The sequence below is a fragment of the Paenibacillus sp. KACC 21273 genome, from assembly GCF_028736095.1.
GTDB classification, from domain to species: Bacteria; Bacillota; Bacilli; order Paenibacillales; family Paenibacillaceae; genus Saccharibacillus; species Saccharibacillus kyungheensis.
Genome location: NZ_CP117876.1, coordinates 5,120,334 through 5,146,007, shown reverse-complemented (window position 1 = coordinate 5,146,007; position 25,674 = coordinate 5,120,334). Strand labels below are relative to the sequence as shown.

Genomic DNA, 25,674 nt, shown 5'->3' with positions numbered 1-25,674 from the left:
GACTCATATTGGAATATTACCTGGGCATTGATGCAGGTGGTAGCAAAACAATTGCTTACATTACCAATGAACAAGGGCAGTTAATAGGGCAAGGACGTGCGGGTGCAGGTAATCATCAGACGACAGGATTACTTGCAGGAGAACAGATTGGACTTGCTATCGAGCAAGCATTACAGCAAGCCAGTATTCAGCGTGACCAATTAACATCCAGTTGTTTTGGATTAGCAGGAGCAGATCGACCCGCCGATTATGCTATTTTGCATCCTATGATTCAGAGTCTTGGATTTCATCATTATGATCTGGTTGGAGATACCATGATTGGGCTTCGTGCTGGAACTACGAATGCTTACGGGATAGCGGTGATTTGTGGAACAGGAACGAACAGTGCCGGGATGAATCCAGCAGGTGAAAGTTATCAGTGTGGTGGATTTGATTATATGTATGGAGATTTTGGTGGGGGCGGATCATTATGTATCGAAGTGTTTCGATCGGTGATTCGAGCATGGGATGGAAGAGGTCATTCTACTGTACTCACAGAGCTTTTACTGGATATGTTGCATTATTCAGATGTGCATACATTATTTCACGACTATCTAGATCATCATTATCAAGTACCTGTACAAGTGGCTGAATTGCTATTTACAGCTGCCGCATGGGGAGATGGAGTAGCATTAGATATTTTAGCAAAACAAGGTCAGGAAATAGGAAAATCGATTACAGCGATCGTTAATCGATTGCAAATGCACACGTTATCATTTGATGTGGTGATGGCTGGAAGTCTGTTGACACGGGGAGATCGTGATTGGATTCGTCCACAGATTGAGCAAGCCTTACAACAATCAGCACCGCATGCCTCACTGGTCAAATTAAAAGTCGAACCTGTGATCGGAGCGATATTACGAGCAATGGAACAGGCAGGACGTCATATTACACCCCAAGTATATAAGCAGTTATACAATATAGGAAGCCTCACTACAGCGCAAGTAAAAGAGCAATCTATCTAATCGCAATCACCACTACGTAGATCAAATGTACAGTATACGTCTATTATTTTATAAATACAGGATGTGATCATATATGAATAGGACTCAAGGGTTAAAGGTAGCTGTGATCGGTGGAGGTTCTTCGTATACACCAGAGTTAGTAGAAGGATTTATCCGCTATTATCAGGATCTGCCGATTCGTGAATTGTGGCTGGTCGATATTGAGCAAGGATTACACAAGCTTACTATTGTAGGTGAATTGGCTAAGCGTATGGTCGCTGCTTCAGGATTGCCGATCAAGATACATTTAACAACGAATAGAAGAGAAGCAATCAAAGATGCTGATTATGTGAGCACGCAAATGCGAGTAGGTATGTTAGAAGCAAGAAGTGTGGATGAACGTATTCCTTTGCAATATGGAGTGATCGGACAGGAGACGACCGGCCCCGGTGGAATGATGAAGGCACTACGTACTATTCCTGTATTATTAGATATTTGCAGGGATATTGAAGAGTTAGCGCCGAATGCATGGTTGCTGAATTTTACGAATCCGGCAGGTATGGTTACAGAAGCGATTCATAAGCATAGTAAAGTACGCAGTATCGGCTTATGCAATGCTCCTATTGGTCTGATCAAATGGTTAACTGCTCATTATCAAGTAGAACCTCATCAAGTCTATGCAGAATTTGTAGGGCTTAATCATCTACACTGGGTTACTCGAATCGATATTGATGGAAAATCCAAATTAACAGAACTGCTAGCACAGCGTGAAGAATATTCAGCCGCCAATGTTCCTCAGCAGGGTTGGGATGCCGAATTTCTACTATCGCTACAAGCATTACCTTCCTATTACCTCAAGTATTTCTATATGACTCCTCAGATGCTCCAAGATCAATTGTTAGCTTTTGAAAATGAAGGAACGCGTGCTCAGGTGGTACAGCGAGTAGAACAAGAACTGTTTGAGTTATATCGTGATCCTGAGCTACAAGAAAAGCCCAAGCAACTGGAACAACGCGGGGGTGCGTATTACTCGGAAGCCGCAGTGAACTTGATGCGTTCACTTCATAATGGCACAGGAGATATACAGACACTTAATGTTCCAAATCGTGGCATTATTGATTTCCTACCTGACGATGCTTGTATTGAGGTCAATTGTGTAGTGACTCAACAAGGCCCGTTACCGATTCAATTATCTACTGTACCAGATCATATTAAAGGACTTATGCATGCGGTAAAAACCTATGAACAACTAACGATTCAGGCGGCAATAACCGGAGATCGTCAACTGGCTTTGCAAGCGATGGTTCATCATCCATTAGTGCCTTCGATAGCGATTGCCAAAGACATGCTAGACGAAATGTTAGAAGCAAATCGTGATTATTTGCCTTTATTTTTCCCGCAAGAACATCTAGCAGTAGCCGAAAGTAGATAAACGTTTTGGAGCAGAAAAAGATGATTCGATCCTACTAGATTCAAAATATGACCTATTACATTATGCTAAGGAGGAATAACCAGTATGCGTACTTCATCGACACAGGCACGTTGGCTTAGCTTCTCTCTTGTAATCGTACTATTTAGTATTTCGTTATCAGGAATGTTAGGATTATCGACATCTGTCTATGCGGCTAATGAAAAGAAACCTTTTCCACAACAGGTGAATTATGCAGGGATCATCAAGCCTAATCATGTGACTCAGGCGGCGATGAATCAAACCGTAGCTTCTTATTATAGTTACTGGAAATCAACGTATCTCAAAAATGACTTGTCTTCTTTGCCAGGTGGTTATTATGTGCGTGGTGATATTACCGGTGATGCAGAAGGATTTGACCCGCTAGGAACATCCGAAGGTCAGGGGTATGGCATGGTGATTACCGCTCTGATGGCAGGACAAGATACACAAGCACAGACGATCTATAATGGATTGTTCAAAACAGCCAGAGCGTACAAAAGTTCAGGCAATCCTGCTCTGATGGGTTGGGTCGTCGCTGATGATACTGCTGCACAAGGTCATTTTGGATCAGCAACCGATGGTGATCTGGATATTGCCTACTCTTTACTTTTGGCACATACGCAGTGGGGTTCTGATGGAACGGTAAATTATTTGTCAGAAGCTAAAAAAATGATCAGTGCCATCAAATCTAGCTATGTAACGTCTAATAATGGTATTAATCTGGGAGATTGGGATGCCAAAAACAGCTATGATACCCGTCCATCGGATTGGATGCTCAGTCATTTTCATGCTTTTTACGATGTGACTGGAGATCAGACATGGCTGAATGTGATCAACAATCTGTATAGCAAATATGCGCAATTTAGTAGTAGCTATTCACCTAATACGGGCTTAATTTCAGACTTTGTAGTGGGGAATCCGGCGAAGCCTGCACCAGAGTGGTTTTTGGATGAATTTAAAGAAACAAATGAATACAATTACAATGCTTCTCGTGTACCGCTTCGAATCGTGATGGATTATGCAATGTATGGAGATACCCGTGGCAAGAATATAGCTAACAAAATAGCAGTCTGGATCAAAGGCAAAACCAGTGGCAAACCTGCCAGTATCAAAGATGGATATCAGTTAAACGGGACTGCGCGTGGTACTTATGCAACTGCTGTATTTGTTGCTCCATTTGTCGCCGCAGGTGTCACAGATCATGCCCATCAGACATGGGTCAATACAGGTTGGGATTGGATGAAAAATAGCAAAGAAAGCTATTTTAGCGACTCTTATAATCTGCTCAGTATGTTATTTATCTCCGGTAACTGGTGGAAGCCTGCTACCTCTTGATGATAGGCAGTACATGCATAGATGATTTGCATATAGTGTTATAACAACAGAGATCAGATAATATGCTTTTCAAATGTAGATATGTTCACCAAACCTCTAATCGTTGCTGTCTGCAATGAGTGGAGGTTTGTCTTTTTTTTCTCGCTAACCTATAGTGTCACTTGCTTACTTTAGATGTCTATTTTTGGATTGTGGTATAGTGAGATAAAGTATCACTCAGACAAAAATAATGAAAATAGATGGAGCAGGTGACCACTGTTGAAATGTTTAACTTTAAATACGCATTCATGGCACGAAACGAACCAGTTAGAAAAAATCAGTCAATTGGCTCATTTTATCAATCAACAACAATTTGATGTGATTGCTCTGCAAGAAGTGAATCAATCGATGAGCGAGCCGCATGTAGAGGTATCGATATTAGAGGGATCACGTTATTACGCTACTGATCAAAATGTGAATATTCGGCAAAATAACTTTGCTTATGTCTTGTTACAGCAATTATCTTCTGATTATTATTGGACATGGGTTCCGACTCACCAGACCAGACAGACCTATGATGAAGGATTAGCGATACTGACTCGTACGCCGATCGTTCAAGCAAGCTACGACTTTGTTTCTCAACTGCAAGACTATAACAATTATCGGACACGTCGTCTGTTGATGGTGCAGACCGAGATCAGCGGACAGCCTGTATGGATAGCAGATGGACATTATGGATGGTGGCATGACGAAGAACATTTCCGTGGACAATGGGATCGTACAGAGCAGTTATTAGCACCATACCAAGATCAATTGATCCTCATGTTAGGCGATCTGAACAATGTGGCAGAGATTCGAGAAGAAGGTTATGACTATGTGATGAGCAAAGGCTGGTTCGACACTTATACACTAGCCAAAGTAAAAGACGATGGACATACCGTCGTCAAAGCTATCGCAGGTTGGGAAAACAATGCAACAAGTCTGCGCATCGATTATATTTTAACCAATCGTCCGTTATCTGTTCGTTCTTCAGCTGTGGCGTTGAATGGTGTGAATGGAGCTATCGTATCGGATCATTTGGGAGTAGCTGTAGAGTTAGACTTGGAGTAATTCTATTAACACGATAGAAAATTTCAAAAATTATAGTTCATTAAGACACTAAGAAAAGAGACCTTAACTAACAGGTCTCTTTTTGCTGTATCTATTTTATTGCTTTATTTATTCCGCCCATTCACGACGTAACGCAAATAAGTCTTTCAATGCATCATTAGACAATTCAGTGATCCAGCCTTCTGAATTGGAAATAACATTATCACTTAACTGTTGCTTGCTCTCCAACATCTCATCGATTCGTTCTTCCAGTGTGCCGAGGGATATGAATTTGTGTACTTGCACATCACGAGTCTGACCCATCCGATACGCTCGGTCAGTGGCTTGATTTTCGACCGCAGGATTCCACCAGCGATCCACGTGGAATACATGGTTAGCAGCCGTTAAGTTCAGACCGACCCCACCAGCTTTGAGTGATAAAATAAAGACAGATGGCTTAGTGGAATCTCCTTCGACGGCAGGCGCTTGGAATTGCTCGATCATGCGATCGCGTGCTGTTTTGGAGGTGCTTCCGTTCAAATACAATACATTTTCTTGCAATTCTTCTTCCAAAATTTTCTGCATCAACTGACCCATCCCGATATACTGGGTGAAAATCAAACACTGTTCGCCTTCTTCACGTAATTCTTTGACCATTGCTAGCAAGCGTTCCAATTTGGCAGAGCGACTAATCCAGGCTTCGGTATTGAATCGTTTACCTTTTTCCGGTTCAGGAGGCGCTTCTTTGGTCACAAGGATCGGATGATCGCATAATTGCTTGAGCTGGGTGAGCGCAGACAGAATCGCGCCTTTGCGCTTGATACCATCCAGATTGTTCATCTGTTGCATTAAGCTGTTAACCGCTTGATCGTACAATACCCCTTGTTCAGCAGTCAGATGAATATAAGTTTTCATTTCATTTTTTTCAGGCAAATTCAATTGAATATTAGGATCTTTTTTGGTACGTCGCAACATAAATGGCTTGACCAGTCGTTGCAAATGTAAAGTTCGTTCTTCATCATGATCTTTTTCGATCGCATTGCTAAACCGTTCTTGAAACCCTTTGGCTGTTCCTAGATACCCTGGCGTAATAAAGTCATATATCGACCATAACTCAGCCAATCTGTTTTCAATCGGTGTACCGGTTAATGCTACCCTGTGCATAGCGGATAGACTACGAACCGTTTGCGATTGTCTGGTCTGCGCATTTTTAATATTTTGCGCTTCATCCAGACAGATAGTTGCCCATGTATAACTTTGGAGCAGTTCTTGATCCAGTGAAGCTGTTGCGTATGAAGTCAGAATCACATCGGCATGATCGATCAGTTGCTGAAACTCCGCTCCCGAACGACGTTTACTTCCATAATGAAGCGCCACAGTAAGGGAAGGCGCAAAGCGACTGATTTCTTTTTGCCAGTTACCAAGTACAGAAGTAGGGCAGATGACAAGAGAGGTCGGGCTGAAAATCGTCTCCTGATGCATATTTTGCATTTCTTCGGTTTGGTGAAATTGCTCGGCTAATTGATGAATAGCAATCTCAGCATGTTCTTTGATATGCAGTAAATACGTGATTAATTGCACCGTTTTACCGAGTCCCATATCATCTGCCAGACAAGCACCTAAGCCGAATTTTCTTAAAAAAGATAACCATGAATATCCTTCATGCTGATAAGGACGCAATTGCGCCTGTAATCCTGCTGGAATCGGAGTGAGTGGAAGATCTACTTGCTGATTAATCTTTTCGATTAACGAAGTGAGATGTTCATTAAGTTCCACTTCCAATTCTACACGCGTACTTTCTTCCTCAATAGCTTCTTCTTCCGCTGCTTGAGCTATTCGATGTTGACGCATCAGATGAAGTTGTAATACATCTTGAAAAGAAAGTCCACGACGCTTATCAATCCCGTTCATCGCCCGCCGAATCTGTTCTAACAATTCAGGATCAAGTGCAATCCATTGTCCGCGGAAAAGTACCAATCGTTCATTACGAGCGGCAAGTTCGAGGAACTCTTCTTCTGAAAGATCGGTATCTCCAATTGAGACCCGCCAATCGAAATCGATCAGTGCATCTAAGCCAAAAAACGATTTGCCATCTCGTTTTTCTTTCTCTTCGCTGACTTTAGCACGTAATTTAGGCTTTTTACGTCGTGCCGCTTCCCACCATGCAGGCAGTAGCACTAACCAGCCAGCTTGAAGCAATCGATTACTTTCTGTCGTCAGAAAGCGCCATGCTGTTTCATTGTTCATCGGACGCTGTAAAATATCCGACGTTTCGGCGAATTGTGCTCTTGGTAAAGTAGCTCTTAGATGTTCTAGCCAGCCAGAAGCCCGATCTTGCACATGAATATTCCATTGTTCAGGCCATTTTCCATTAACATGTCCGTCAATTCCCAATTGTACAGGCACAAGCACCGTTTCATCGGCTTTGTCTTGCAGTACAAACTGTAATCGCCAGCCACTATTAGCGTCTTCCGGTTCCAGCAATTGAAGTGCCGGGCGAAAAGGAGCCGTGTCGCTTTTCCAACCGATGGAGACTAACCATGTTTCTTCGTCTAGTCCGGCTGTACTCTGGTTACGATCAAATAACTGAGGATATTCCCGCCGTAGATCAGCGGCTTCTGCTTCACTGTTGTAATATTGGCGGAATACAGTAGCGGAGAATGCCGCTTGTAGTCCCTGTACGAATTGGAGTTGAGACGAATTTTTGAGCAAAGCCCGAATATCACGTTCAACTCCGTCTTCCTGCGCCCATTCTAACAGTACATCTTGATCCCAGCTCCACTGCAATTTGCCTTTGCGATACGAGGCAAGACTCGGTAGATATTTACGTTCATCCAGACAGCGCTCCAGATAAGGAGCTAGCTTGCGAATCTGAGCAGTTTCACCTTCCCAATTCCACTGCACATGATGAAGTAAAGGAGCAGATGCAAAATAAGGAATAACCTGTTCAGCAGGCAATACAATCAGTTCTACTTCCGGTGTTTCTTCTACTTCAAGTTCTGTCCCGTAAAAAGAATCTTCATGCCATGCAAATAGCAGATGCTTGAGATAAGTAGCAGGTAAAAATCCATAAGCTTCTTTGGAACCGTAGATTAGAGCATCGCCATACTCGCTGAGTCCCATCTGGACAGTGATGTGTTGAATATAATGACTCATGGTATCAGCTTTCCTTTCCGCAATTCTTCTTGAAGTGCACGCAAGCGACTATGACGCTGAGCAAATTGCTCGATAAAAGCAGTCCAGCGCGGTTCTTGCTTTATTTTTTTATACAATTTGGCTAGACGTTTGAGTAATTTGACTGCCGCTTTGTAGCCTTGTCTATTTTTGTGTGCCATATGACGCTCTACCGCTTGATGGTAAAAAGGCAACAACATCTCTGGGGCGTTATTTTCTAAGGGTTGCAGTTCGGTCACTTTGTAATTAGCAGGATCATTTCCAGCCGCTAACTGATAATCCATCCATAATTGCCATTTGCCATAAGCTAATAATTTTTCTTCGTAAATGCGTCCGCCGACAGGCAATAACTTTTCCAGTGCAATCCACATCTGGGGTTCTTCTGCTGGAAGTTCTGCAATCACTTGCTCCCAGTAAGAAGCATAATGTTGTAAATTGGACTGTTGTTGACGCAATACATCCGCAAGTTCAGTCAGCCAGTGGGCTAACCGTTGCCACTGTGCTTGCTGAGTCAAACGTTCCAGATAATCCGGTAACCGATCAGGATAAAAATCTTGTTTGGTAGCTGCGGTATGGATTAGAGCAAGTGCAACTTCATCATGCTCGGCGCCACGTTCAAAATGAATATAACTTTGTGCTAACCACCATGCTTGCTTGAGTGCGGAATGACCGGATCGCGGTTCTAGTTGTTCTAACAGCTCGACTTCTGCTTGTAGTAGTTGCTCTTTATCTTCCGAAGTGGAATCAGCCAATATAGATATCATCCAGTTCATCCAGAGTCGTATATAGCTATCTAAAAAAATAAACGAATCTCGTGATTCACTCAGCATTTCTAAGCGAATATAAGACAAGGTTCCACTTAAAAGTTTACTTTGTTCTACAGTTAGAGAATCGGTCAGGTGTAGCGATTCTGCAAAAAGATGCTGTAACGATTTCTGTAATTCAGCTACAGCCAAATGAGTATGATAACCGAGCGATGCCATAGTGCGACTCAGATGATTTTGCACAGGTTGAACGACGATTTGTAGCATATATAAATAAGCATTTAGCTTGAATAATGCTTGTTCTACAGGATCAGAGGGTAATTCTTTTTGGAAAATAAGCGTCAACGCTTCTGTTGTATACTGTACATTACGAATCCCTTGCCCGAGTGGCGCGATATCTTGAGCGAACTGCTGATGCCATTGTTGCACTGCATCATCGATATCTTTTTTTATATTTAATATCAACGTCATATCCTTTATTCTCCTAAGCACTTGTTCAAAATCGATTCGACTTCTTCTAGTGCAATCCAAAGTGATTTTTGCAAAGCATACTATAGTAGTATCAGCTTTTTAACATATAAGAGTTTACCAGTATAAACATATGTTCTCATTATATCATGACCTATCGAATGCTAGACAGGAATAAGCATGATTTACATAACAAAAAAAGACATCCTACGATGTCTTTGATACAGTCGATTATATATCTACAGATATTGTTCATGATGTGTATTAAGGATGATTTAGCTTTTCTAAAAGGTCGTCGATCAACAGGTTTTCCGGCGAAGGATGTAAATGTTCTTTTTGCTATTGGATCATCTGTTGTTGGTGAGCTTTAAGATGATTGGAAGAGAGATCAAAAGCAATCTTACCTAGCACTGATTGTTGTAAATTAATAGCTTGTATTTGTGCGGATTTTAATTGTAAGACCAACCAGTCCTATTCCTGCAAATAGAGCAAATCCGATCGGATACGAAAATAGATCAATCACGCTACCAGCGAGTAAAGAACCTATAAATTGACCGGCTCCAAGCAGTAAAAAAGAAAGACTGATGCCCATCGAAGGTTGCTCAGGATAAATTCGTGTTGCCCATACCATACAGATACAGCTCAAAAAGATAAATGAACTGCCAAATAAAATAGCGGATGCAAAATTATATCCGATCGAGGGTACGATAAGCACTGCGGTTCCTAATGCCATCATGAGCATACCTAACCGATAAGACTTTGCTAGCCCTAAGCGATTAATCCATGATCCAGAACTACCGGCGATCATACCGGATGCCCCCATTACAATCCAAAACCAGATCGCTGTTGTGTAAGATACTCCTTGCTCTACAGTCAAAAAGCTACGTGCAAAAGTCCAATACATAGCAGAACTACTTCCAATGAATAAAGAACCTACAAATAATGCTAGACTATGCGGCTGAAATATTTGTATTTTTTGCATAGGGTATGATGTAGAGTCAGTCAGTCTGCGGTTCGGTATATTTTTACTATTCCACCAAAGAGTCAAGATAGCAATAACAGCAAATAATCCATAACTCAAACGCCAATACTCGGTAAATAACAACGCAATAGGACCGGATAACACCATCCCAAAGCTTGTTCCACTATTGATCCATACATTGCCACGATCCCGATCTGCCACCGGTAATTCAGTAGAAGCCGCATGACCTAGAGCAGGAGAGATCCAGCCTGTACTCCATCCAGCAAGAAATAGACTTATTGTTAATATCCATACATTGGGGGCTAATGCTACGCCAGCTATACCGACCGCTACACTTAGACCACTCAAGCGAATAATTTGATAATGTCCCCATTGCTGAATCGACCACGGAGCAGTCAACAGCGCTAGACAATAAGCAATATACATTACTGAACTGATTGAGCCTGCATCGGTTGCAGATAAAGAAAGAGAGTGCGAAATTTCAGGTAAAAACAATCCAAAACTATATCGACCTAATGTGTAACAAACCGCAATCATCGCTATACCCGGCAAAATGATCTTATTAGCATTCATCACGTAACACTCCTTTATGTATATAAAATATATAGAACGATCATTATACTTATAGCGAAATAAAAAGTGAGTATCTTTATACTCACTGGTTTTTATGACTCGCGTTTATGATCAAATAAGTAGTGAAATAGACAGCATACGATGAGGTAGTGTCTGTTGATCATCATGTATAGGTATTATTTAAGCTACACGTACAAATAGCTTTTCAGTCATATCAATAAATTGAGCACAGACAGTTGCTGTATCTTCCGTCTCAGCAAGTGCAGTAGAACCTTCTAATAACAGAGAAAATTGCAGAATCTGTTGATGTGTTAAAGAAGAATCCAGTTGCTTGATAAAGTTCATCACATTTTCTTTGTGACGGTTAACAGTCTGCACGACCGGATGAGCCGGATCACCTGCAAATTCTTCTTTAGCTCGTAAAAACATACAACCACGAGATTGAATATCCATCAACCGTTGCGCATGTCCTTTAGCTAGATTCAGCAAAATCGCTTCACGATCATCGGTGAGAAAGCGGTGCAGGTACTCCATATATTGTTGTTCACGTCGCTTTAACACTTCTACAATCAATTCATCTTTGGAAGCGAAATGATTGTATAACGTCATGATCGCAATATCTGCTTCTGTAATAATCTGCTTCAGACCAATCGCATGAAATCCATGTTCATAAAAAAGCTTTTCCGCTACCGTTAATAATGTTTCTTTTTTTTTGCTCACTTATACCCCTCCTTATATAGAACGATCATTATATTTATTGTGAAGGAATAATCAATTATTGTCAAATAACTAACATAAAGGTTAACAGATGGGTAGCAAAAGCGTATACTTTATAGCAATCTTACATATGTATTTATAAGTAGTAGTCGTTCTATGTTTATTATCATTATTTGAGATCAACTGATTAAACGGTAAAGGAGAAATGGATATGATAAGCTTTGGAACGATGATTGCTTTTGCGGCGGTAGCTTTGGGGATGGTCTGTGCACCAGGTCCTAATATGATCTATCTTATCTCACGTTCGGTAACACAAGGAAGAGTAGCAGGAGTGATTTCGCTATTCGGTGTAGTGCTCGCTTTTGTGGTCTACATTGTAGCTACTATGATGGGATTATCTGCGCTATTTCTAACGGTTCCTATGCTATATACGATGATTAAATGGGCAGGGGCTGTATATTTGCTCTGGTTAGCATGGAAAGCGATTCGCCCAGGAAGTGATCGCAATATATTAGAACCTCAAGCGTTAACGATTGAGTCTCCTAAAAAGCTATTTATGATGGGTTTTATGACCAATTTACTTAATCCCAAAGCAGCCGTATTATACGTCTCCTTATTACCACAATTTATCGATCCTGCGCGTGGATCAGTATTGATGCAAAGTGCAACTCTTGGTCTGATTCAGATCAGTATTAGCTTTATTATCAATCTATTGATCGTACTGGTCGCAAGTCAGGTAGTATCGTGGTTTGGGAAACGTCCAATCTGGCTAAGAGTTCAGCGCTGGGTAATGGCAAGTGTACTGACAGCTCTAGCAGCAAGAATGGCATTAGATCGCAAGTAATATCAGCGATCTAATGCCATTTTTTATATGGTGTGTATGATATAAGTGATCTTGGTATAGAAATACTTTTTATTGATTTATAGTACAGCTCTTCATTGCGGCATCTATGAATATTCAAATATTTTGTCCCACGATTCTCTATTCTGTGTTAGCATAAAAATACTAAATAGATAAATAATAAACTATACGTTTGTAAACGCTACCATAAATGGTATTCTGTAAGATTCTTGTAGTCTTCAGTAGAGTTATATAGGGAGTGTCATAATGAAAGAACTATGTAGAATTTTGATCGTAGATGATGAAATTCTGGTAAGACAAGGCATTAAACACTATATGGTCTGGGAACAACACGGATTTCAGATCGTAGGGGAAGCTTCTAATGGAAAAGAAGCGCTTGAATTGGTGGATCAATTGCAACCTCATATTGTGATAACAGATATTGTGATGCCTATTATGGATGGGGAAGAATTTACACGAATTGTGAAGCAACGGTACCCTCATATCGAAGTGATCGTACTGAGCAGTTATGGAGAATTTAGCTATGTACGATCTACTTTTCAAAGTGGGGTCGCTGATTATATTTTAAAACCGAAGTTGGAAACGCAAGAATTGTTGCAGGTATTACAAAAGACTGCACGTCGTATTCCATCTCTTCAATATAATGAACACAATGATCAAGAGTTATTATCGATTGACCATATTATTGAAAAAGTGATCTCTGGCTATGAAGTGAATTATGGACAAGAACTGATCAAGCAAGCTTTTCCGTATGATCATTATTGTCTGATCGGGGTTCAGCCTTCCGGTTATATCGCCAACAATCACACATCTGCTGCGGTACAAAGTCACTTATCTACTTTAGGGATGCGACTGGCAGAAGTGCTTGAATCGTTAGGGACATCGATTGTATTTCGACCTGCACCGGTTAGTGATTCCGGTCTAATTGTGTTTCTAGTTAACCTGGAAGCATCGCAATATGCTAGATTAGTAACTGTTATTCAAAAATTAGCAGATGATATCTATACCCAATCTCCGCAAATCGGCTGGGTGATGAGTGATCCGTTTGCTGTATTTGAACAGATTGATCCAGTGTATCATCAACAGATTTTGAAATTGTTAGATTACCGCTTTTATTTCCCGGATCGCAGACTGATGTTAGAGTCGGAACTTCCGCCACCGGTTGCAGTACAAGGGGCATTTAATCTAAAGCAGTTTGCCGAAGAAATGAAACGAGAGCATTTTGAATTTGCTTTTCAAGAGTTGCGTCAGTATGTGACAGCGATGTCCGGTAATTATGTCTCGACTCCATTTGAGTTGAAGTCTTTTCTAGGTAATGTCGTATTCAATATTATTACATTGCTCGGCAATCTGGATTACGATATCGAACAACTGGATGCTGAGAAATATAATTATTTCAAACAGATCAATGAAGCGGTACACATTAATGAAGCAATTGATTTGCTAAATCGCTTTTTGCTGGTGGTGGATGAGCAGATTGCTGCACGTACACAGCCAAATAGTAACTCTAATATGAAAAAATTATTGGAGTATATTGATGATCATTTTGCAGAATCGCTTAGTCTGACAGGCTTAGGGCAATATTTTCATTTTAACCCGTCGTATCTGTCTAGCTATTTCACTACCCATAATAAAGAAGGATTTAGCGAATATCTGAACAAAATTCGTGTTGAAAAAGCAGCTGCGATGTTAAAAGAAGACGAGTTCACGATTGCCGATATCAGCAGTAAAGTAGGCTACTCCGATCCTAGTTATTTTACCAAAGTATTCAAAAAACTAACCGGACTATCCCCAAGCCAATACCGCCGTAAACACTTGCGTTAAGCGCTTGGCACCATAAGCGCGACCAAGTTCAATAAGAAAATGATTTTTGCGAAGCAAAATATCTTACATCAAGCGCTTGGCATTATAAGCGCGACCCAGTCCAATGAGAGAATGATTTTTGCGAAGCAAAATATCTTACTATTTTATATGTATGAATGGGTTACAGAAAAGGGAATGAGTATGAAAAAAAGTATCGACAATTTCAAACAGCAAGGTCTGTTTTTTAAATTATTTATCGTGATGGTCGTGAGTATTATTGCTGTTTGTTTGTTGACTTCACTGGTAACGATTCGAATGTCAGAGCGGTTATTTGCCGAGACGTTCAGTATTACCAATTCCAAAGTATTGAACCAGATCAAAACAAGCTTTGAGTCGTTTAACGATTCGATTGTGAATGCAGTCAGCCATGCGTCTCAGACAGCGACAGTCAAAAGCTTTCTCACCAGTGGGGAAGGGGATTCAGTCGCCACAGCCAGCTCGTATTTCAGTATGGGTCAACAGATGAAGCAGATAAAATCGAATGTAGATGCTTATGAAGTAGGGGTAACCGTTATCGGAGTGAATGGAAGAGGCTATTCTTCTGATTATGGATACTGGCCGATTCCGATGAATGCATTAACCAAAAGCCCGATTACCAAAAATACGATTGCTGAACCCAAACGATTGATGTATCAATATGATGAAGAATCGACAGATATCCATCAACCTCCAGAACATTATATTATTGCGTCCAAAGCATTGATGGAGCGCACCAGTAATTTTTTGTACGGAACGATTTATATAGCGATTCAAGAGCGAGAGTTCAAGCGGTTTTATAGTAATTTTACCAGTACAGGTAATGACGTGCTTATTGTCAATGCAAGCGGTCGGATCGTATCAAGTAATCGGGATGATTTGATCGGTACATTTGCACCGGAATTGCTTAATTATGCGACTCAAATTAACAAAAAACATCTGGATTATATGGATGCAGATGTGATGGGCAAAGATCATATTATTTTATCGAATTATGTACCTGAATATGATTTTTATCTGGTAAATCTGGTTGATCGTGAATTTGCAGTTGGACAGATCATTAATGTGCGCTCTGTGGCGCTGATCTGTATTGCGATTGTCAGTGGGGCACTATTGATCGTATTTTTAATCTCGCGCCGATTGACGCAATCGTTAACTCGTCTGGTGAAGCAGATGTCTACGATTACTGAAAAGAATTTTGACAATTATATTCAAGTGAGTGGAAGCTATGAAGTTCAGGAACTGGGTCGTGCGTATAACTATATGCTCGATGAGCTGAACGATTATATCGAACGTTTACTTCAGACACAGAAAGATCAGCGGAACGCCGAATTGGCTGCACTACAGCGACAAATCAATCCACATTTTCTATACAATACGCTGGCTTCGATCAAAATTCTGGTGCAAAAAGGCAACAAAGAAACAGCCGCTGAGACCATTAATGCTTTGATCTCGTTATTGCAAAATACGATCAGCAATGTGAGTGAAACGATTACTATCGAGCAAGAACTCGGCAATATGAAAAATTATGTATTTATCAACCATGTGCGGTACGGGCAACGTGTACAGGTAAATTATTTCGTATCGCCCGATTGTCTCGAATACCATGTGCCCAAATTGATTATTCAACCGTTTATCGAAAATGCGTTTTTCCATGCGTTTAATGAGAAACAAAACGGAATCATCTATATTATGGTCTCTCAATCAGACGGCGTACTTACCTGTGAAGTGGTCGACAATGGAGACGGTATGGAAGGTCTTTCCGCAGAGAGCGAACACAACCCGCTCCCGAATCCGAAAAGCAAACGCCAACTATTTACAGGCATCGGCATCCAAAACGTCCACAACCGCATCACACTACTGTATGGCGAAGAATACGGAGTCACGATCTCCAGTACCAAAGGCGAAGGTACAAAAGTGAAAATTACCATGCCTTTAATTCTGGAACAGCAGTAAAAAGTAAAAGAGCCGAAAATACTCACAACATCGTATCTGCTTAAAGATCTATGGGCAATCTCTTACCATTTTGTTTGCTAGTCTATTCTTATTCATATCCCTTACTAAATAACAATAGAAAATACCAACCCAAAATAATCCCACACGAAAAAGGTAGACACTTCTAATCAAGTGCCTATCTTTTTTTGTGATTGAAACCACCCCATAATCTTTCTATCCAAAAATATTCCTATTCAAGCGCCTAATTTCATCTATCACATTCAAATCTAAACAAACCCGAACAAATTGAACTTTATAGTACAACACATAATGACGCACCCACCTAACTCCTACTCTCATCTTTCCTGCCCACCCCACCCAAACACCAGATTTGTGCACTCCCATAGTTAAGTGCCCACCCAAAATCCTCCTAGCACAGAGCGAAGGGGAATCTATTCTTTCTGAAAGTCGCCTTTAAGACTCGGATATCGACCGCCTGCGGTCAATTCAAGATATCCGAGTTTTACCAGCGACGCCAAGAAAGAATAGATCCCCAAAGCGGTCTACCTATGTCCAGTTCCACTTCCAACCCCAACAAATCCAATGTTTAATTTCTACCATTATCCAAATATATTACTAATGATAACGCTACCAAAAATTTAAAATATAACAAAATCACAAATCCTTACAAAGATAGTCATACCGTATTCAAATTAAGAGGTGTTAAGATAAATATACCAAATGGTAAACGCTTTCAAAAAAAGAACAGGGGTTGAACACAAAATGAAAAAAATGATGTTTCTTTTACTAGCAACCGTTTTCATGTTATCTGCATGTTCCAGTAATTCGGGTAGCGGTGCAAGTTCTGATCCAGCTAAAAAAGAAATTACAGTATGGGCATGGGACCCTAACTTTAATATCGCAGCATTGAATTTAGCTAAAGAAAGATATATGGCGAAACACCCTGACGTAAAAATCAACATTGTTGAAAACGCTCAAGCGGATATCGTACAAAAGTTAAACACAGGTTTGAACTCCGGTACAACAAAAGGTCTTCCAAACATTGTGTTGATCGAAGATTATCGTTCACAAAACTTCTTGCAAGCGTATCCAGATGCTTTCCGCGATATGTCTGATTCCATCAAAGGTGCAGACTTCGCAGACTACAAAGCAGGCCCTACAAGCTACAACGGTAAACAATATGGAGTTCCATTTGATTCCGGTGTAACAGGTATGTACGTAAGAACAGATTACCTTAAAGAAGCAGGTTACACACCTGAAGATATGCAAGATATCGATTGGGATAAATTTATCGAAATCGGTAAAGCAGTTAAAGCTAAAACTGGTAAAGATATGTTAACTCAAGATCCGAATGATTTGGGATTGATTCGTGCAATGATCCAATCTGCTGGTTCTTGGTATCTGAAAGAAGACGGTAAAACTCCTAACATTGCAGGAAACGCAGCTTTGAAAGAAGCGATGGAAAACTACAAAGCAATGTTTGATGCAAATATCGTAAAAACAAACTCTGACTGGAGTCAATTCTTGGCTGCATTCAACAGTGGTGCTGTAGCATCTGTTCCTACAGGTAACTGGATTACACCTTCTATCAAAGCAGAAGCTTCACAATCTGGTAAATGGGCTGTTGTTCCATTCCCTAAATTGAAAAATACACCAAACTCTGTTCACGCATCTAACATCGGTGGTAGCTCATGGTATGTGATGAACGTTGATGGTCAAGATACAGCAGCAGACTTTATGAAAGAAACATTCGGTTCTGATAAAGAATTGTATCAAGATATGTTAAACAAAATTGGTATTATCGGTACGTTGAAATCTGCTTCTTCAGGTTCAGCTTATGACAAAGCAGATGAATTCTTTGGCGGACAAAAAATCTATGCTGACTTTGCAAAATGGACAACAGAAGTTCCTAACGTAAACTACGGTCTACACACGTATGCTATCGAAGATATCATGACAGTAGAAGTACAAAATTACCTTGCTGGTAAAGACATCGACTCGGTATTGAACGATGTTCAAGCTCAAGCAGAAGCTCAATTGAAATAAAATAGCATACTGTACCCGATCTGCTCAGGCAGTGGATAGAGAAAGCTTGCTGGGCGTAAGGCGATAGACACAGCAATGAAACCTTGGGCTTCGCCGTTCAAGGTTTTATTGCCGTATCTAAGCTATAAATAAAAAAAATAACCCACAAGCGATATAAAGGAGATGAAAGAAATGAAAGCAGCTCAACCTCAATCCAAGTTCGGCCCTCGTTTCAAAGCTGGCTTAACCGGATGGTTATTTATTGCAATCGCGGTTCTAATGATATGTGCGTTTTACTTTTATCCAATGATTCAAGCACTTATTCTTTCGTTCCAAACGGGAACAGGCTCTAATCTGAAATTTAACGGTATTGATAACTATGCTCGTTTATTTACAGATGATATGTTCTTGACTGCAGTAAAAAATACCTTTATTTATTTGATTTTCCAAGTGCCTTTAATGGTTGTGCTTGCTTTGTTTATCTCTGTATTACTGAACAACCCTCGTTTAAGATTTAAAGGATTTTTCCGTACAGCTATTTTCTTACCTTGTATTACATCGCTTGTTGCTTATTCCGTTGTATTTAAATATCTATTTTCTTCCGATGGCTTGGTCAATGCGTTGTTACTGAAATTGCATTTGATTGGTGCTCCGATTGAATGGATTGCTGATCCGTTCTGGGCAAAAGTAACAATTATTATCGCGATCACATGGCGCTGGACAGGGTATAACATGATTTTCTATCTATCTGGATTACAAAATATCGACAACTCTATTTATGAAGCAGCACGTATTGATGGTGCTTCCGCAATTCGTCAATTTTTCAGCATTACGATTCCTATGCTAAAACCTATTATTTTGTTCACATCGATCACATCGACAATTGGTACGCTGCAATTATTTGATGAAGTCGTCAATATTACCAAAGGTGGACCAGGTAATGCGACTACATCGATTTCGCAGTATATCTACAATCTGTCGTTCAAATATTCAGCAGACTTTGGTTATGCAGCAACTGTATCGTATTCTATCGTAATTATGATCATCATCTTAGCATTTATTCAATTCAGAGTGGCAGGTGATCGCAATGAATAAATCGAAAACGTTTTTCACTTATATTTTCTTGAGTATCGCCGCATTCATCTCTATTTTTCCATTTTTCTGGATGATCGTCAGCTCAACGAACCTTTCGGTAGACGTCACCAAAGGTAAATTGTTACCGGGGTCACATTTAATCGAAAACTTCCAAAAATTAACGAGTTCTGTAGATATTATGGGTGCTCTCGGAAACTCTGCTAAAATCTCGATCAGTACTACGATTCTAGCATTGTTAATCGCTTCTCTTGCTGGATATGGATTTGAAGTATACCGCAGTAAAGCGAAAGATATCGTATTTAACATTTTACTATTGTCGATGATGATTCCTTTTGCAGCGATGATGGTTCCGTTATATCGGATGTTCGGTAAAATCAGTAATGTTGTACCAACGATCGGTATCGACACATTAGCATCAGTAGTTATTCCGACCGTAACAACAGCGTTTTTGATCTTCTTTTTCCGTCAAAGTACCAAAATGTTCCCGAAAGACTTGCTTGAAGCAGGTCGTATGGATGGTCTTACCGAGTTGGGATTATTCTTCCGTGTGTACATGCCAACGATGAAAACGAGTTATGCTGCTGCGGCGATTATTACGTTTATGTCGAGCTGGAATAACTACCTATGGCCTTTGGTTGTTTTACAATCGCCAGAAAATCAAACGATTCCGTTGTTAATTTCTAACTTGGGATCAAGTTATGCACCGGATTATGGTGTGATCATGATCGCTATCGTATTCTCTACATTACCTACTGCAATTGTCTTCTTCGTAATGCAAAAACACTTCGTAGCAGGAATGGTTGGATCGGTAAAATAAATCTCCAAATTGTGGAGATGGACTGTGGCTGTTGATGGGGACCGCTTCGTCTAAGGAATTGTCCTTGCCGCCGCTGGTAAAGATAAATGCTTTGAATGACTGCCAAGCAGTCGCATTTATCTTTAAAGGCGACGTTCAGGACAATTTCCTTAGACTCCGCTCCGCCGCATCACAGCCACTTTGCCACGTCCACAAGAAAGAGATTTCATTTTACTTCGAGTAGGTAGCAGGGGAGATTTAGAGAGTTAGGGATATAGGGATTAAGGATTGGGGAATTTTAAATTGGAATTTAGGATTTAGGATTAAAAGAATAAAAGAATAAAAGAATAAAATAGTAAAAGATTTAAGGATGTAAGGGTTAAAAAGATTTTATGGTTTTGACTTGTTTGATGTTTTAAGCTTATTTGATTTTGAGAGTAACGTGAAATGAATTAGTTTAAGATCAGAGCCATCATTATATCGATGCTAAAGCGAATAGCAATGCTAGAGCGAGACTAACATCATTATTTTATGCAATGAAAAAACCATATAGCCAAAGCGCATATGAGCTAAAAACTCCAAAATGATCATGTACTCCAAAGTAAGGATCTAAGGTTGAGGTTTTGGTTCTACTATGGAGACGCATTCAAATGGAGTAGCAGTTACATCTAGCGGAGGGGAATTGTTATTCTGAAAGGAGCCTTTAAAATTCGGATATCGACCACTTGGTGGTCTAATCAAGATATCCGAGTTTTACCAGCGACGGCAAGAATAACGATTCCCCGGAGCGCTAGTCACTCTAAAACAAAGAAAAGTCGGGGGTATGGACATGAATCAACAAAAGCCTAGTTTGGACTGGTTAACCGATGTCAGTGTATTTGCTGTGAATCGCTTGAAAGCGTACTCAGATCATAAATATTATGAAACGTTAGAAGAAGCACAGACACGTGGCGATATGAAGCTTCGTTCTTCACTTAATGGTAATTGGAAATTCAACTATGCTACCAATCCAAGCACGCGTCCGCAAGGATTTCAAGAAACAGACTTTGCTTGCGACGGTTGGGGAGATATTACTGTTCCGGGTCATATTCAGTTACAAGGTTATGGACAAATGCAATACGTGAATACAATGTACCCGTGGGATGGACATGAAGATTTGCGTCCATTGTTCACATCAGAGACAGCTACAGTAGAAAACAGTCTGTCTACTCAATCGAATCCGGTCGGCAGTTATGTGAAGTACTTTACAGTGCCTCAACATTTACTAGAGCGTCCATCTGGAGATCGATCGCCTATTTATATTTCGTTTCAAGGGGTAGAGTCTGCTTTTTACGTTTGGCTTAATGGACAATTTGTCGGATATAGCGAAGATAGCTTCACACCGGCTGATTTTGATCTGACACCTTATCTTCAAGCAGGCGAAAATAAATTAGCAGTTGAAGTGTACCAACGCAGTACAGGTTCATGGTTAGAAGATCAAGATTTCTGGCGCTTCTCCGGTATTTTCCGTGATGTGTATTTGTATACTGTACCGTCTGTGCATGTTCGCGATCTTCATGTAAATGCTGGATTGGATGATGCTTATACGCAAGGTCAGTTGTCGGTACAATTAACATTAGAGCAAGCGATCTCGGCAAAAGCAATGATCGAAGTACAAGATGCGACAGGGGCTAATGTAAGTTCGCTTGAAGCTACATTTGTCGATGGAAAAGCAGAGCTTACTACGACTATTGATCATGTACATACATGGAGCGCAGAGCATCCGTATCTGTATACGTTGTTGATTTCTATTTATGACGAAGCAGGTCGTTTGGTAGAAGTGATTCCACAGAAATCAGGATTCCGCCGTTTTGAAATGATCAACAAAGTGATGTGCTTAAATGGCAAACGAATTGTGTTCAAAGGTGTCAACCGTCATGAATTCAATGCTCGTACAGGACGCGCGATTACAGCAGAAGATATGTTATGGGATGTTCGCACAATTAAGCAAAATAATATGAATGCTGTACGGACATCGCATTATCCGAACCAGACGCTCTGGTATGAGCTATGTGATGAGTATGGTCTGTATGTCATTGATGAGATGAACTTAGAAAGTCATGGTTCATGGCAGAAGATGGGCGCTGTTGAGCCATCTTGGAACGTTCCAGGTAATTTGCCAGAATGGCAAGATATCGTTATGGATCGTGCGATCTCTATGGTAGAACGTGACAAAAACCATCCATCGATTCTGATCTGGTCTTGTGGTAATGAAGCATATGCAGGTGAAGTAATTCTGAATGTATCCAACTATTTCCGTACGACTGATCCTACACGCTTAGTTCATTATGAAGGTGTCTTCCATAATCGTGATTATGATGCAACAAGTGATATGGAAAGCCGAATGTACGCCAAAGTAGCTGATGTGGAAGAGTATCTGAATAATGATCCGCAAAAACCATATATCAGTTGTGAATACATGCATGCAATGGGTAACTCGGTTGGAGGTATGTCTAAATATACGGATTTGGAACAGAAGTATGAGATGTATCAAGGTGGATTCATCTGGGATTATATCGATCAAGCAGTCATGAAAGAAGATCGTTATGGTAAAGAATATTTAGCATTTGGTGGCGATTATGATGATCGTGCTACCGATTATAATTTCTGTACAGATGGTATCGTATATGCCGATCGTAAAGTTTCTCCTAAAATGCAAGAAGTGAAATTCTTATACCAAAATATCAAACTTCTTCCTGATGTAAGTGCGATTACGATTGTAAATGAAAATGTATTTGTCGGCACTGATGCGTACAATCTCGTCTATAGCCTTCACCATGAAGGTGTAGAAGTATATACGAATACGATGCCTGTTCAAGTCAATGCACAATCACAAGCACGTATTGAATGGGTATTGCCAGATATGCATACTCAAGCAGGTGAGTATGTAATTCATGCGTCGCTTGTACTGAAAGAAGCAGAACTATGGGCAGAAGCTGGTTATGAAGTCGCATTTGGACAACATATTTTCCACGTGGAACAAAAAGAAGAATTTGCACTTCCTATAGGTACATTACGTGTAGCGCATGGTGATGTGAATATCGGTGTACATGGTACAGGATTTAGCGTGATGTTCTCTAAAGGAGCAGGTAGCTTAACTTCTCTACGTTATGGACAACGTGAAATGATCTCTACGCCACCCGCACCATTGTTCTGGCGTGCAACAACAGATAATGATAAAGGAACAGCTAGAGGATTCCATGCAGGCAACTGGTTTGCAGCTAGTCTTGCTCGTCAATGTGTAGGTATTGATGTGAATGAGCAAGCAGACCATGTAACGGTTACATTCCATTATGGATTCAGTATTCATGCTGATCTGAAAGTAACAACAACCTATACTGTGTATGGAGACGGAAGTGTAAAAGTACAGTCTACTTACAACGGTGCGACAGGACTTGCGAATCTACCGATCTTCGCTTTATCGTTCAAAGTACCGGCAGATTATGATCAATTGGACTGGTATGCGATGGGACCTGATGAGAACTATAGCGACCGCGCATTTGGCGCTCGTTTAACACATTTCCAGAATCAAGCATCTGATAATGTATCCGGTTATGTTGTACCGCAAGAATCCGGTAACCGCACAGGTGTACGTCGTGTGGATATTACCGATCAACGTAAACAAGGGATTCGGATTACAGCACCGTCGACAGCACCGGTAGAATGTAATATTTCGCCGTATACTGCTTTTGAATTAGAAAGTGCTTATCATCAATATGAATTGCCAAATGTGTACTATACGGTAGTTACTGTAGCTGGCAAGCAAATGGGTGTAGGTGGGGATGATAGCTGGGGTGCTCCTGTATTAGATGAGTATCAGATTCCTGCGGATCAACCGTTAGCGTTCGAATTTACGATTCACCCGCTAGTCTAAATTAGATACAACCCAAAGACTTTCCTTTCCGAACAATTATGTTCTGGATCAGGGAAGTCTTTTTTTATGAAAATTAACGATAAAGAGCATTATCATTTACGAATTATTCACTCAATATATTTTGAGAAAATAATTTGAGCAACAAAGGTACAATTCATATCATGGCGATAAGAAAAACGATGTCTTCTTAATCAGCTTCTGACTCCTTTGTCTATCTAGAGATATACTTCAACACTAACCTTGCGGTAGATTTTATTTGTTAGTCATCCTGTTAAGATTTAATTACAAGATGAAACAGAGAACGAACGAGGGTAGTAGCCTATTTCAACATTATATAATCAAAGGAGTGTTCATCATGCTTAATATGTCAACGCGTAGTTATATCATATTTACACTGGTTATTAACGGTCTTATTCCATGGGGAGTCTATGTATGGCTGTCACCGTATGTAGGAGGACTAACTGCATTATCGATTGCGACGTTAATTCCTTTGGTTGATAATGTATTTCATTTTGCCAGACATCGGAAGATTGATGTATTTAGCGGTTTGATGTTACTAACTTTTGTGCTCTCATTGGTGATGGTATTGCTAGGAGGTAGTGAAAAGCTACTTCTTTTGCGAGAATCAATGATTACAGGTGTAGTTGGTATCTTATTTTTGGGTTCATTATGGGTGGGCAAGCCACTTATTTATCATATAGCTAGTCGCTTTAGTACCATTTCAGATTTTGAGCAAAAATGGCAATATGCTTATTTCCGCAAAGTCATGCGCAATATGACACTGATCTGGGGCGTGCTACTTGTTTTAGAAGCTGGTACTAAAATAGTGATGGTCTACGAACTTAGTGTTATTCAGGTGCTTGCATTATCGAGTATCGTATCTTATAGCTTTATCGGTGCAGCTATTGGTGCGACTATCCTTTATCGCCGTAGAGCAGCAGTCACTATAAAGCAGCAACAATCTATTTCCTAGATCATTCCTGGATAGAAGCCTGTAAGATAGGGCTTCTTTTTTATGTGTATTTCCTCTATGATATTCACATTGTATATACAACAAGAATAACGTTAAAGTATCTATACTAAAGGAGAAATTCAATGACCGATCAGATCATCACCGTACAACAAGTATTAATAGCAGATACACCCAAAAGCTTTATTACTCGAGAATTACCTTCGATTGCGGTAGAGCTAGCAGGTATTTCTGGAGATCGTCATTATGGATTGTTACGCCCTGCTGATTCCAGACAGAAAATATATAAAAAAGGAACTATGATTGCTAATCGCAGACAGATCAGTATTGTGTCTTATGAAGATTGTGAGCAGATTGCATTACGTATGAAATTGCCTGAAGTAAGACCTGAATGGCTAGGGGCTAATCTTATGATACGTGGATTCGATCAACTTACACATTTGCCAGCAGGAGCGAGATTAATTTTCCCCGATGGAACCGGCCTAATCTGTGAAGGAGAGAATCTGCCTTGTATCTTTCCAGGGAAAGTGATTGAAGAAGTATATGATATTCCCAAATTACGTTCCAAATTTGTACCGGCTGCCCGCAAATCAAGAGGTATCGTTTGTTCCGTAGAACGGGAAGGTACAATTTATCAAGGCGACACTGTACAGATTATAACGGCTCATTTGTAAAATAGGATTCTATAGACATCCAAACGATCT

17 protein-coding genes are annotated in these 25,674 nt (G+C 40.3%); 13 read left to right on the top strand and 4 right to left on the bottom strand.

Annotation, left to right across the window (positions count from 1 at the left end):
* The first annotated feature begins 8 nt into the window (after positions 1-8).
* The 4 genes from PQ460_RS22545 (at position 9) to PQ460_RS22530 (ending at position 4,857) form a co-directional block, all read left to right on the top strand.
* Positions 9-1,004, top strand: coding sequence for an N-acetylglucosamine kinase (locus PQ460_RS22545; protein ID WP_274171258.1), 996 nt, complete (start codon positions 9-11; stop codon positions 1,002-1,004).
* A 73-nt stretch (positions 1,005-1,077) separates the two neighbouring features.
* A complete protein-coding gene (locus tag PQ460_RS22540; RefSeq protein WP_274171257.1) occupies positions 1,078-2,415 on the top strand; it encodes a 6-phospho-beta-glucosidase in 1,338 nt (445 codons plus the stop codon).
* Positions 2,416-2,499: 84 nt separating this feature from the next.
* Entirely contained in the window at positions 2,500-3,768 is a 1,269-nt protein-coding gene (locus tag PQ460_RS22535) for a family 8 glycosyl hydrolase (RefSeq protein ID WP_274171256.1), read from the top strand.
* 258 nt (positions 3,769-4,026) lie between these two features.
* On the top strand, positions 4,027-4,857 hold the full coding sequence (locus PQ460_RS22530; protein ID WP_274171255.1) for an endonuclease/exonuclease/phosphatase family protein: 831 nt from the start codon (positions 4,027-4,029) through the stop codon (positions 4,855-4,857).
* A 108-nt stretch (positions 4,858-4,965) separates the two neighbouring features.
* On the opposite strand, the gene PQ460_RS22525 is transcribed toward PQ460_RS22530, so the two are convergent.
* From PQ460_RS22525 to PQ460_RS22510, 4 genes are all read right to left on the bottom strand, one after another.
* The gene (locus PQ460_RS22525) at positions 4,966-7,992 is read right to left on the bottom strand and encodes a DEAD/DEAH box helicase (protein WP_274171254.1); all 3,027 of its coding nucleotides are present in this window, start codon (positions 7,990-7,992) and stop codon (positions 4,966-4,968) included.
* Positions 7,989-9,245 (bottom strand): hypothetical protein, encoded by a 1,257-nt coding sequence (locus tag PQ460_RS22520; protein ID WP_274171253.1) that lies wholly within the window; start codon positions 9,243-9,245, stop codon positions 7,989-7,991. Before PQ460_RS22520 ends, PQ460_RS22525 begins: the two co-directional genes overlap by 4 nt.
* Before the next feature lie 421 nt (positions 9,246-9,666).
* Positions 9,667-10,797, bottom strand: coding sequence for an MFS transporter (locus PQ460_RS22515; RefSeq protein WP_274171252.1), 1,131 nt, complete (start codon positions 10,795-10,797; stop codon positions 9,667-9,669).
* A gap of 180 nt (positions 10,798-10,977) precedes the next feature.
* Positions 10,978-11,517 (bottom strand): TetR/AcrR family transcriptional regulator, encoded by a 540-nt coding sequence (locus PQ460_RS22510; RefSeq protein ID WP_274171251.1) that lies wholly within the window; start codon positions 11,515-11,517, stop codon positions 10,978-10,980.
* 208 nt (positions 11,518-11,725) lie between these two features.
* Between PQ460_RS22510 and PQ460_RS22505 the strand changes: the two genes are divergently transcribed.
* From PQ460_RS22505 to PQ460_RS22465, 9 genes are all read left to right on the top strand, one after another.
* Positions 11,726-12,358 carry a LysE family translocator gene (locus PQ460_RS22505; RefSeq protein WP_274171250.1) on the top strand — a complete coding sequence of 211 codons (633 nt, stop codon included), beginning with the start codon at positions 11,726-11,728 and terminating at the stop codon, positions 12,356-12,358.
* A gap of 264 nt (positions 12,359-12,622) precedes the next feature.
* A complete protein-coding gene (locus PQ460_RS22500; RefSeq protein ID WP_274171249.1) occupies positions 12,623-14,200 on the top strand; it encodes a response regulator transcription factor in 1,578 nt (525 codons plus the stop codon).
* Positions 14,201-14,380: 180 nt separating this feature from the next.
* On the top strand, positions 14,381-16,171 hold the full coding sequence (locus PQ460_RS22495) for a cache domain-containing sensor histidine kinase (RefSeq protein ID WP_273614444.1): 1,791 nt from the start codon (positions 14,381-14,383) through the stop codon (positions 16,169-16,171).
* Positions 16,172-16,933: 762 nt separating this feature from the next.
* Complete coding sequence (locus tag PQ460_RS22490; protein WP_274171248.1) at positions 16,934-18,217, top strand: ABC transporter substrate-binding protein; 1,284 nt, start codon at positions 16,934-16,936, stop codon at positions 18,215-18,217.
* A 171-nt stretch (positions 18,218-18,388) separates the two neighbouring features.
* Positions 18,389-19,291, top strand: coding sequence for a carbohydrate ABC transporter permease (locus tag PQ460_RS22485; protein ID WP_273614446.1), 903 nt, complete (start codon positions 18,389-18,391; stop codon positions 19,289-19,291).
* On the top strand, positions 19,284-20,108 hold the full coding sequence (locus PQ460_RS22480) for a carbohydrate ABC transporter permease (protein ID WP_273614447.1): 825 nt from the start codon (positions 19,284-19,286) through the stop codon (positions 20,106-20,108). Before PQ460_RS22485 ends, PQ460_RS22480 begins: the two co-directional genes overlap by 8 nt.
* 808 nt (positions 20,109-20,916) lie before the next feature.
* Positions 20,917-24,000, top strand: a complete 3,084-nt coding sequence (locus PQ460_RS22475) for a beta-galactosidase, LacZ type (RefSeq protein WP_274171247.1) — start codon at positions 20,917-20,919, stop codon at positions 23,998-24,000.
* Positions 24,001-24,355: 355 nt separating this feature from the next.
* Positions 24,356-24,973, top strand: coding sequence for a VC0807 family protein (locus PQ460_RS22470; protein WP_274171246.1), 618 nt, complete (start codon positions 24,356-24,358; stop codon positions 24,971-24,973).
* A 122-nt stretch (positions 24,974-25,095) separates the two neighbouring features.
* Positions 25,096-25,644, top strand: a complete 549-nt coding sequence (locus PQ460_RS22465; protein ID WP_274171245.1) for an MOSC domain-containing protein — start codon at positions 25,096-25,098, stop codon at positions 25,642-25,644.
* The last annotated feature ends 30 nt before the right edge of the window (positions 25,645-25,674 follow it).

What these genes read in the sequence shown, in the direction of transcription:
- PQ460_RS22540 (WP_274171257.1), top strand. Translation starts at nt 1,078, where the DNA reads ATGAATAGGACTCAAGGGTTAAAGGTAGCTGTGATCGGTGGAGGTTCT.
- PQ460_RS22465 (WP_274171245.1), top strand. Translation starts at nt 25,096, where the DNA reads ATGACCGATCAGATCATCACCGTACAACAAGTATTAATAGCAGATACA.
- PQ460_RS22485 (WP_273614446.1), top strand. Translation starts at nt 18,389, where the DNA reads ATGAAAGCAGCTCAACCTCAATCCAAGTTCGGCCCTCGTTTCAAAGCT.
- PQ460_RS22480 (WP_273614447.1), top strand. Translation starts at nt 19,284, where the DNA reads ATGAATAAATCGAAAACGTTTTTCACTTATATTTTCTTGAGTATCGCC.
- PQ460_RS22475 (WP_274171247.1), top strand. Translation starts at nt 20,917, where the DNA reads ATGAATCAACAAAAGCCTAGTTTGGACTGGTTAACCGATGTCAGTGTA.
- PQ460_RS22505 (WP_274171250.1), top strand. Translation starts at nt 11,726, where the DNA reads ATGATAAGCTTTGGAACGATGATTGCTTTTGCGGCGGTAGCTTTGGGG.
- PQ460_RS22500 (WP_274171249.1), top strand. Translation starts at nt 12,623, where the DNA reads ATGAAAGAACTATGTAGAATTTTGATCGTAGATGATGAAATTCTGGTA.
- PQ460_RS22520 (WP_274171253.1), bottom strand. Translation starts at nt 9,245, where the DNA reads ATGACGTTGATATTAAATATAAAAAAAGATATCGATGATGCAGTGCAA.
- PQ460_RS22525 (WP_274171254.1), bottom strand. Translation starts at nt 7,992, where the DNA reads ATGAGTCATTATATTCAACACATCACTGTCCAGATGGGACTCAGCGAG.
- PQ460_RS22535 (WP_274171256.1), top strand. Translation starts at nt 2,500, where the DNA reads ATGCGTACTTCATCGACACAGGCACGTTGGCTTAGCTTCTCTCTTGTA.
- PQ460_RS22490 (WP_274171248.1), top strand. Translation starts at nt 16,934, where the DNA reads ATGAAAAAAATGATGTTTCTTTTACTAGCAACCGTTTTCATGTTATCT.
- PQ460_RS22515 (WP_274171252.1), bottom strand. Translation starts at nt 10,797, where the DNA reads ATGAATGCTAATAAGATCATTTTGCCGGGTATAGCGATGATTGCGGTT.
- PQ460_RS22470 (WP_274171246.1), top strand. Translation starts at nt 24,356, where the DNA reads ATGCTTAATATGTCAACGCGTAGTTATATCATATTTACACTGGTTATT.
- PQ460_RS22495 (WP_273614444.1), top strand. Translation starts at nt 14,381, where the DNA reads ATGAAAAAAAGTATCGACAATTTCAAACAGCAAGGTCTGTTTTTTAAA.